Origin of the sequence: Paracoccus versutus (assembly GCF_000763885.1) — a bacterium.
Lineage (GTDB): Bacteria > Pseudomonadota > Alphaproteobacteria > Rhodobacterales > Rhodobacteraceae > Paracoccus > Paracoccus versutus.
In genome coordinates this window covers 21,517-28,088 of sequence record NZ_JRKO01000060.1, presented here as the reverse complement: position 1 = coordinate 28,088, position 6,572 = coordinate 21,517, and the positions used below count along the sequence as shown (strand labels likewise).

The 6,572-nt window shown below is 67.8% G+C and carries 9 protein-coding genes; 6 read left to right on the top strand and 3 right to left on the bottom strand.

Annotation, left to right across the window (positions count from 1 at the left end):
• Positions 1–178: 178 nt before the first annotated feature.
• A complete protein-coding gene (locus IT40_RS21665; RefSeq protein WP_036759641.1) occupies positions 179–493 on the bottom strand; it encodes a co-chaperone GroES in 315 nt (104 codons plus the stop codon).
• Positions 494–800: 307 nt separating this feature from the next.
• Here IT40_RS21665 and IT40_RS21660 point away from each other — a divergent pair, with 307 nt between their 5' ends.
• Positions 801–1,268, top strand: a complete 468-nt coding sequence (locus IT40_RS21660) for a hypothetical protein (RefSeq protein ID WP_036759639.1) — start codon at positions 801–803, stop codon at positions 1,266–1,268.
• Positions 1,269–1,276: 8 nt separating this feature from the next.
• Here IT40_RS21660 and IT40_RS21655 read toward each other — a convergent pair whose 3' ends face one another.
• Entirely contained in the window at positions 1,277–1,495 is a 219-nt protein-coding gene (locus IT40_RS21655) for a hypothetical protein (RefSeq protein WP_036759637.1), read from the bottom strand.
• A 212-nt stretch (positions 1,496–1,707) separates the two neighbouring features.
• On the opposite strand from IT40_RS21655, the gene IT40_RS21650 reads away from it, so the two are divergent.
• Both IT40_RS21650 and IT40_RS21645 read left to right on the top strand, forming a co-directional pair.
• Positions 1,708–2,175, top strand: a complete 468-nt coding sequence (locus IT40_RS21650) for an Hsp20 family protein (protein ID WP_036759635.1) — start codon at positions 1,708–1,710, stop codon at positions 2,173–2,175.
• Between the two features lie 78 nt (positions 2,176–2,253).
• On the top strand, positions 2,254–2,763 hold the full coding sequence (locus IT40_RS21645; RefSeq protein WP_036759633.1) for an Hsp20/alpha crystallin family protein: 510 nt from the start codon (positions 2,254–2,256) through the stop codon (positions 2,761–2,763).
• Between the two features lie 66 nt (positions 2,764–2,829).
• Here IT40_RS21645 and IT40_RS21640 read toward each other — a convergent pair whose 3' ends face one another.
• Positions 2,830–3,954 carry a YihY/virulence factor BrkB family protein gene (locus IT40_RS21640; RefSeq protein ID WP_084197369.1) on the bottom strand — a complete coding sequence of 375 codons (1,125 nt, stop codon included), beginning with the start codon at positions 3,952–3,954 and terminating at the stop codon, positions 2,830–2,832.
• Positions 3,955–4,194: 240 nt separating this feature from the next.
• Here IT40_RS21640 and IT40_RS21635 point away from each other — a divergent pair, with 240 nt between their 5' ends.
• The 3 genes from IT40_RS21635 to sigJ all read left to right on the top strand — a co-directional run bounded on the left by IT40_RS21635 (position 4,195) and on the right by sigJ (position 6,431).
• A complete protein-coding gene (locus IT40_RS21635) occupies positions 4,195–4,977 on the top strand; it encodes a MauE/DoxX family redox-associated membrane protein (RefSeq protein WP_036759631.1) in 783 nt (260 codons plus the stop codon).
• A gap of 94 nt (positions 4,978–5,071) precedes the next feature.
• A complete protein-coding gene (locus IT40_RS21630) occupies positions 5,072–5,548 on the top strand; it encodes a carboxymuconolactone decarboxylase family protein (protein ID WP_243700301.1) in 477 nt (158 codons plus the stop codon).
• A complete protein-coding gene (gene sigJ / locus IT40_RS21625) occupies positions 5,538–6,431 on the top strand; it encodes an RNA polymerase sigma factor SigJ (RefSeq protein WP_036759629.1) in 894 nt (297 codons plus the stop codon). The genes IT40_RS21630 and sigJ overlap by 11 nt, the downstream gene beginning before the upstream one ends.
• Positions 6,432–6,572 lie beyond the last annotated feature (141 nt).

Sequence of the window (6,572 nt, the reverse complement as noted above, 5' to 3'; positions counted from 1 at the left end):
TGTCGATCACCACGTTGCGCCCCTTCGGGCCCAGCGTCACCTTGACCGCATCCGCAAGGATGTTCACGCCCTTCAGCATCCGGTCACGCGCGTCGCTGTTGAACTTAACTTCTTTCGCAGCCATCTGGCTCACTCCTTCCTGAGCAGCATTCTTGGATTGGATCCTGGGGAACGGCCGTCAGGCGGCCTTTTTCGCGCTGGCCGGGGCCTCGATCACGCCCAGCACGTCGCTTTCCTTCATGATCAGCAGATCCTCGCCATCAAGCCGGATCTCGGTGCCCGACCATTTGCCGAACAGGATGCGGTCGCCGGGCTTGACGTCCAGCGGGTGCAGCGTGCCGTTTTCGCTGCGCGCACCCGGACCCGCGGCCAGAACCTCGCCTTCCTGAGGCTTTTCCTTGGCGCTGTCGGGAATGATCAGCCCGCCGGCCGTCTTTTCCTCGGCATCGATGCGGCGGACCAGGATACGGTCGTGGAGTGGACGGAACGTCATATCGTTCTCCTCATGGACAAACAGATTGCGAGAGGTTCCTCCGCACCGGCCAAGCGACCGGCACGGGGCTTGCGCGACCCGGATGGCATCGCGCGTGAGAGGAATTGGCACGCAGGACGGCGGTTTCAAGGGGGTGGCGCGAAAAATTTCGGCACTCGCCGAAGACGGCTGCCAACACATGAGGTTTGCGTGCAATATCGAGTGATTTCAGCTGCCTCGGATCCATGCAGGGTCTTGACCTGCAGCGGGACTGCGCCAAACTTTTTATCATGGAATGGTTTCGTTCAGACTGATGCCGAGGGGTTTCATGACGGACACGTATATCTCTGCCGCCCGCGACCTGGTGATCGAGGGGATGCGCGAAAGCCAGGTCGCCCTGTCGTCGGAGCTGGAATATCACCTTGCCTCGACGCTGGCGCGCTACATGCATCGCCCGATCGCGCCCGACCGCCTGACCGTCCGGCTGATGGACGCGGCGCAACGGCGGGCGCACCGGGGCGAGTCGCGCCAGATCGGGGACGAATGCCTGATCTCCTGCGCCTTCTTCGCGGCGCGGCTGACGCGGCGGGGAGGCTCCATCGTCCATTATGCCGGGCTGGGGCAGAGCGCCTATGAGATCGCGGGGATGCCGGACGTGGCGCTTGGCTTTCCCGACATGCTGGACGTGCTGCAGGCCAGCGGCCCGCATGTCGAGGACCGGCCCGCCCCCTCGAGGGAGGGCGAGGGCGAGCCGGAGAGCAGGATCCTGCTGCTGTCGCCCAGGTTCCGGCACTGAACCCGGCGCTATTCCTCGGGGTCAGGCTCGGCCGCCTCGAGGATGGCGAGCAGCTCGGCGACGCGGCCCTGGGGCAGGGGGCGGCCCTCGTCGATCATGGCCTCGTCGGCATGCAGCCAGCCCCAGGCCTCGGCCAGTTCCTCGGCCGTCGCATCCGTCCGGCTGATCTGGGCGATCAGCGTCTCGTCCACCGGCCCCAGAACAGCCCTGATGTCCTCAAGTCGCATGGCTGTCTCCTGTGATGTTCCTGCGGTTCGTCCCTGTCAGATAGGGGCTTTGCGGGCGGGGAAAAGGGGCGGCGCGCGCCCCCTTGAACCGCCATGCCCTCGCCCTAGATCGTGACTCGCCGGAAGCCCTTGACGGGTCCGGCATGCCGGACGGGCGCCCAGCCCTGCCGGCAGAACGCTTGTACCCATGTTGCTCAACGGAGGATGTGGCTATGAGAACCACTTTCGATTTTTCCCCGCTCTACCGGTCGAGCATCGGTTTCGACCGGATGCTGGACGCGCTCGAGGCTGCGAGCCGCGTCGAAACCATCGACAACTGGCCGCCCTACGACATCGCCAAGACCGGCGAGGACGACTATCGCATCGCCATGGCGGTGGCTGGTTTCTCGCCCGACGAACTGGCCATCACGCAGGAACAGACCATGCTGGTCGTGTCGGGCCAGAAGGCTGGCGAGGACAAGGCCGAGTATCTGCATCGCGGCATTGCCGAACGCTCCTTCCGCCGGCGCTTCCAGCTGGCCGACCATGTGAAGGTGACGGGGGCCGAGCTGCAGAACGGCCTGCTGACCATCGACCTGCGGCACGAGATCCCCGAGGAGATGAAGCCGCGCCGGATCGAGATCGCGGCCAGACCCCGGACCGAGCCGAAGCGGATCGAGGCCGGGAAAGAGGCCGCCTGAGCCTGTCCGCCACGCAATCCGCAAACGGCGCCGGGCACCGCCCGGTGCCGGACCCGTTGCCCAGAAAGGAGGAAAATCATGAACGTCCGTGATCTGATCCCCTGGAGCCGCAACGGCGGCAACCAGCTTCCCACCGCTTTCCGCGAGGGCGACCGCGATCCCTTCCTGTCGCTGCATCGCGAGGTGAACCGGCTGTTCGACGACATGTTCCGCGGCTTCGGCGCCGGGCTGCCGTCCCTTGGCGCGGTCCCCGCATTCCGGGGCGGCTGGCCGAGCGTCGAGATTTCCGACAGCGAGAAGGAGATCACGGTGACGGCCGAGGTGCCGGGCCTTGAGGAAAGGGACATCGAAGTCCTGCTGGATGACGGCGTGCTGACGCTGAAGGGCGAGAAGCGCTCGGAGGTCGAGGACAAGGACCGGCAATTCTCGGAACGCTTCTACGGCCGTTTCGAGCGCCGTATCCCGCTTGGGGCCGAGATCCGCGAGGACGAGGTCGATGCGCATTTCAGGAACGGCGTGCTGACCGTGACCCTGCCCAAGACGGAAAAGGCGCAGTCGCAGGTCAAGCGCATCGCCATCAAGGGCTGAGCCATCGGGGCGGCGACAACCGCCGCCCCGCCCTTGCCGGGATCGGCTGCCCCTGACCCGGCCGGATCACCTTCTGCGCTGTCCCGCCATGCGGATTGCCGCGCGCAGGGCCAGCGCCGATGCCAGCAGCAATTCCCGGCCCGGCGAGACCTGGTCCGGCGAAACCTTGTCGGGCGAAAGGGGCGCGGCCTTTCCCCCTGCGCCTGCCTCTGCGCCGTCGCGATGGTCCATTCCCGGCGGCGGCGTGTCCGCCTTGACCGCGCCGCGCCGGCCCATCGGCTGCGGCGCGCCGGTGGTGGTGTCGCGGGCGGTCTGCTGTTCGATCTCGGCATTCAGCTCGGCCCCGGCCAGGACCACATAGGCCGAAAGCCACAACCAGGTCAGCAGGACGACGACGCCGGCCAGCGTGCCGTAGGTCTCGGTATAGCGGGCGAAATTGCTGGCATAGAGCGAAAATCCCAGCGAGGCGGCGATCCAGACGCAGACCGCCAGCGCCGCACCCAGGCTGAGCCACCGCCATTTCGCCGCCTTGCGCGCCGGGCCGAAGCGATAGATCACCGCCAGCCCCAGCACCCCGGACCCCGCCAGGATCGGCCAGGCGATCCACGAGATCGCCGCCTGCACCCCGTCGCCCAGATGCAGCAGCCCGGCGGCCAGGGGCAACACCACGATCAGCCCGATGGCGACGGTCAGGCCGACCACCAGCCCCAGCGTCAGCGCAAATCCGGTCAGGTAAAGCCGCAGCAGGCCCCGCGTCTCGTCCTCGTCATAGGCGATGTTCAGCCCCTCGATCAGCGTCATCACCCCCTTCGTCGCGCCGTAGATCACGACCGCCAGGCCCGAGATCGCGACCAGCCCCGTCTGCGTGCCGCCGTCCGTCACCTTGACCAGCTGGTCGCGGATGATCCCCGCGGCATCCGGCGGCAGCAGGGTGAAGATCCGCTCCATCGTGCTGCCCAGATCGGCCGGATCGAGGACCAGCCCCGAAATCGCCACCAGCGCCGCGATGGCCGGGAAGATGGCGATGAGGCCGTAGAAGGCGATGCCGGCGGCGACCACGCCGACATGATCCTGGGCGATCTCGGCCCGGACCCGCCGGAAGATCTGCCTCCAGCCGGGCAGGGGGATCCCGGCGGGGGTTTCAGCGGCATGGCCCAGATCGTCGGCAAGGCGGGCACCATCTGTCGGCATCGGGGAAACCTCGTCCAGTTCGGGATGATCCAGGCGGAACGCGGCAAGCGGCGGCTCGGGTCCAGGGTTCGTTCTGCCGGCGAAAGCTGGGCGTCGTCTATCGATCCCGCGCCAAGCGACATGGCCGCATGCCGTAGCGGTCGTGGAACCCCTGGCCGCGCGGCAGATTGGTTTCAGGCGAGGACTTATCCCAAGCATGATCGCCAACCTGCGGCCCGGCGATCCCGAAAGGAGAAGATCATGGCAAATGTCCCGAAACGCGCCGCGCTTTACCGCATGGTGACGGCGGACCATATCTGTCCCTGGGGGCTGAAATCGCTCGACCTGCTGAAGCGCCAGGGCTACGAGGTCGAGGACCACCACCTGACCTTGCGATCCGAGATCGACGCCTTCCAGGCGCGGCACCGCGTCGAGACCACGCCCCAGGCCTTCATCGATGGCAAGCGCATCGGCGGCTACGACGATCTTCTGGCCTTCTTCGGCAAGGAGGTGAGGGACAGGGACGCGCCGACCTACCGGCCCGTCATCGCGCTTTTCACCATGGCCGCGCTGATGGCCCTGGCGACCAGCTGGGCGGCCTTCGGCAGCCTGCTGACGGTGCAGGCCGCCGAATGGTTCGTCGCCATCGCCATGTGCCTGCTGGCGCTGCAGAAGCTGAAGGATGTCGAAAGTTTCTCGACCATGTTCCTCAACTACGACCTGCTGGCGCGGCGCTGGGTGCCCTATGGCTACGTCTATCCCTTTGCCGAGGCGCTTGCGGGGGTGCTGATGATGGCCGGGGCGATGATGTGGCTGTCGATCCCGGTGGCGCTGTTCATCGGCACGGTGGGCGCGGTTTCGGTCTTCAAGGCGGTCTATGTCGACGGGCGCGCGCTGAAATGCGCCTGCGTCGGCGGCGACAGCAACGTGCCTTTGGGCTTCGTCTCGCTGACCGAGAACCTGATGATGGTCGCCATGGCGCTGTGGATGCTGCTCAAACCCGCGGGCATCGGGCTGGGCCATGGCGCCGCGCCGGGAATGTGAGGCGGTGCCCTGGCCGCACAATGCAGGCGGCACCAACCCGCGCGGCTGTCACAAACCCCGCCGCCATCTCGTCATGGTTCTGCAGGAAGCATTGATGGAGAAACCGACCATGACCGCACGTCTCGACTATTTCAAGGCGGCGCCCGCGGCGATGAAGGCGATGCTGGCGCTGGAGACCGCCAGCCGCCAGCTTGCGATCCCCGCGGCCCTGCGCCAGCTGGTGAAGATGCGGGTATCGCAGATCAACGGCTGCGCCTATTGCCTGGACATGCACGCCCCCGAGGCCCGCGAGGCGGGCGTGCCGCAGCAAAAGCTGGACGTGCTGGCGGCCTGGCGCGAAAGCCCGGCTTTCGACGCCCGCGAACGCGCCGCCCTCGGCTGGGCCGAGGCGCTGACGCGGCTGGAGGCGACGGGCGCGCCGCAGCGGGACTACGACGCACTCGCCGCGCAGTTCGGCGAGGCCGAGCGGGTCGAACTGACCTTGGTCATCAACACGATCAACGCCTGGAACCGCTTTGCGGTGGGGTTCCGGTCGCAGCATCCCGAACGGACCTTGGGCGATGGAAGCTGACCGGCATGCGCAGATCTTCCAGGGCCAGCGCCGCCGCCTGGCGGGGCTGGCCTATCGCATGACCGGCTCGGTCGCCGATACCGAGGACATCGTGCAGGATGCCTGGCTGCGCTTTGCCGGGCAGGATCTGCGCACCATCGAGCGGCTGTCGCGCTGGCTGGGCGCGGTGGTCACGCGGCTTTGCCTCGACCACCTGAAATCCGCGCGGATGCGGCGCGAGACCTATGTCGGCGCCTGGCTGCCCGAGCCGCTGGTCGAGGACACCGCGGCGGGGGCCGAGCAGCAATGGATCGTGACCGAGGACGTCGGCATCGCCCTGATCCTGACGCTCGACGCGCTGTCGCCCGAGATGCGCGCGGCCTTCATCCTGCGCGACGCCTTCGACTACGATTTCGAGGAGATCGCCGCGGTGGTCGGCCGCAGCCCGGTCGCCTGCCGGCAGCTCGTCTCGCGCGCGCGGCGCAGGCTGGCGGGGGCCGCGCCCGCATCCTCCGTCCAGCCGGGCGAGGCATTGCCCATCGTCACCGCCTTCTGGCAGGCCAGCCGGCAGGGCGACATGGAGGGCCTGCTGCGGCTTTTCGCCGAGGAGATCGAGGTCCATACCGATGGCGGCGGCAAGGTGCCCGCGGCCATCAACGTCCTGCGCGGGCGGCGGCGGGCGGCCGGGTTCTTTGCGGGCATCGCGCGCAAATGGCCGCATGCGGCCGATGCCGTCCCGCACCTGTGCCGGATCAACGGCTCGCCCGGCTTCGTGCTGGTCAAGCCGGGGGGCGTGGTGCAGACCACGGCGCTGGCGATCCGGGAGGGCCGGATCGCCGCCATCTGGATCATGCGCAACCCCGAGAAGCTGCGGCACCTATCGCCGCGGGTCATCGCCGGCTAGGACCGAAGGCCATGCCGCCGCGATGCGCGGATCGGCCGGACGCCGCCCCCTGGGGACAGGCTCGGGCACGCCTGTCCGCCCGTTTCCCGCACGGCCAGGAACATCCTGCGGGTTTCCTTGTTGCCTACCCGTTGCCGTTGA

Excerpts from the sequence above, each read along its gene's own strand:
- IT40_RS21665 (WP_036759641.1), bottom strand. The coding sequence starts at position 493 with ATGACGTTCCGTCCACTCCACGACCGTATCCTGGTCCGCCGCATCGAT.
- IT40_RS21660 (WP_036759639.1), top strand. The coding sequence starts at position 801 with ATGACGGACACGTATATCTCTGCCGCCCGCGACCTGGTGATCGAGGGG.
- IT40_RS21655 (WP_036759637.1), bottom strand. The coding sequence starts at position 1,495 with ATGCGACTTGAGGACATCAGGGCTGTTCTGGGGCCGGTGGACGAGACG.
- IT40_RS21650 (WP_036759635.1), top strand. The coding sequence starts at position 1,708 with ATGAGAACCACTTTCGATTTTTCCCCGCTCTACCGGTCGAGCATCGGT.
- IT40_RS21645 (WP_036759633.1), top strand. The coding sequence starts at position 2,254 with ATGAACGTCCGTGATCTGATCCCCTGGAGCCGCAACGGCGGCAACCAG.
- IT40_RS21640 (WP_084197369.1), bottom strand. The coding sequence starts at position 3,954 with ATGCCGACAGATGGTGCCCGCCTTGCCGACGATCTGGGCCATGCCGCT.
- IT40_RS21635 (WP_036759631.1), top strand. The coding sequence starts at position 4,195 with ATGGCAAATGTCCCGAAACGCGCCGCGCTTTACCGCATGGTGACGGCG.
- IT40_RS21630 (WP_243700301.1), top strand. The coding sequence starts at position 5,072 with ATGGAGAAACCGACCATGACCGCACGTCTCGACTATTTCAAGGCGGCG.
- sigJ (WP_036759629.1), top strand. The coding sequence starts at position 5,538 with ATGGAAGCTGACCGGCATGCGCAGATCTTCCAGGGCCAGCGCCGCCGC.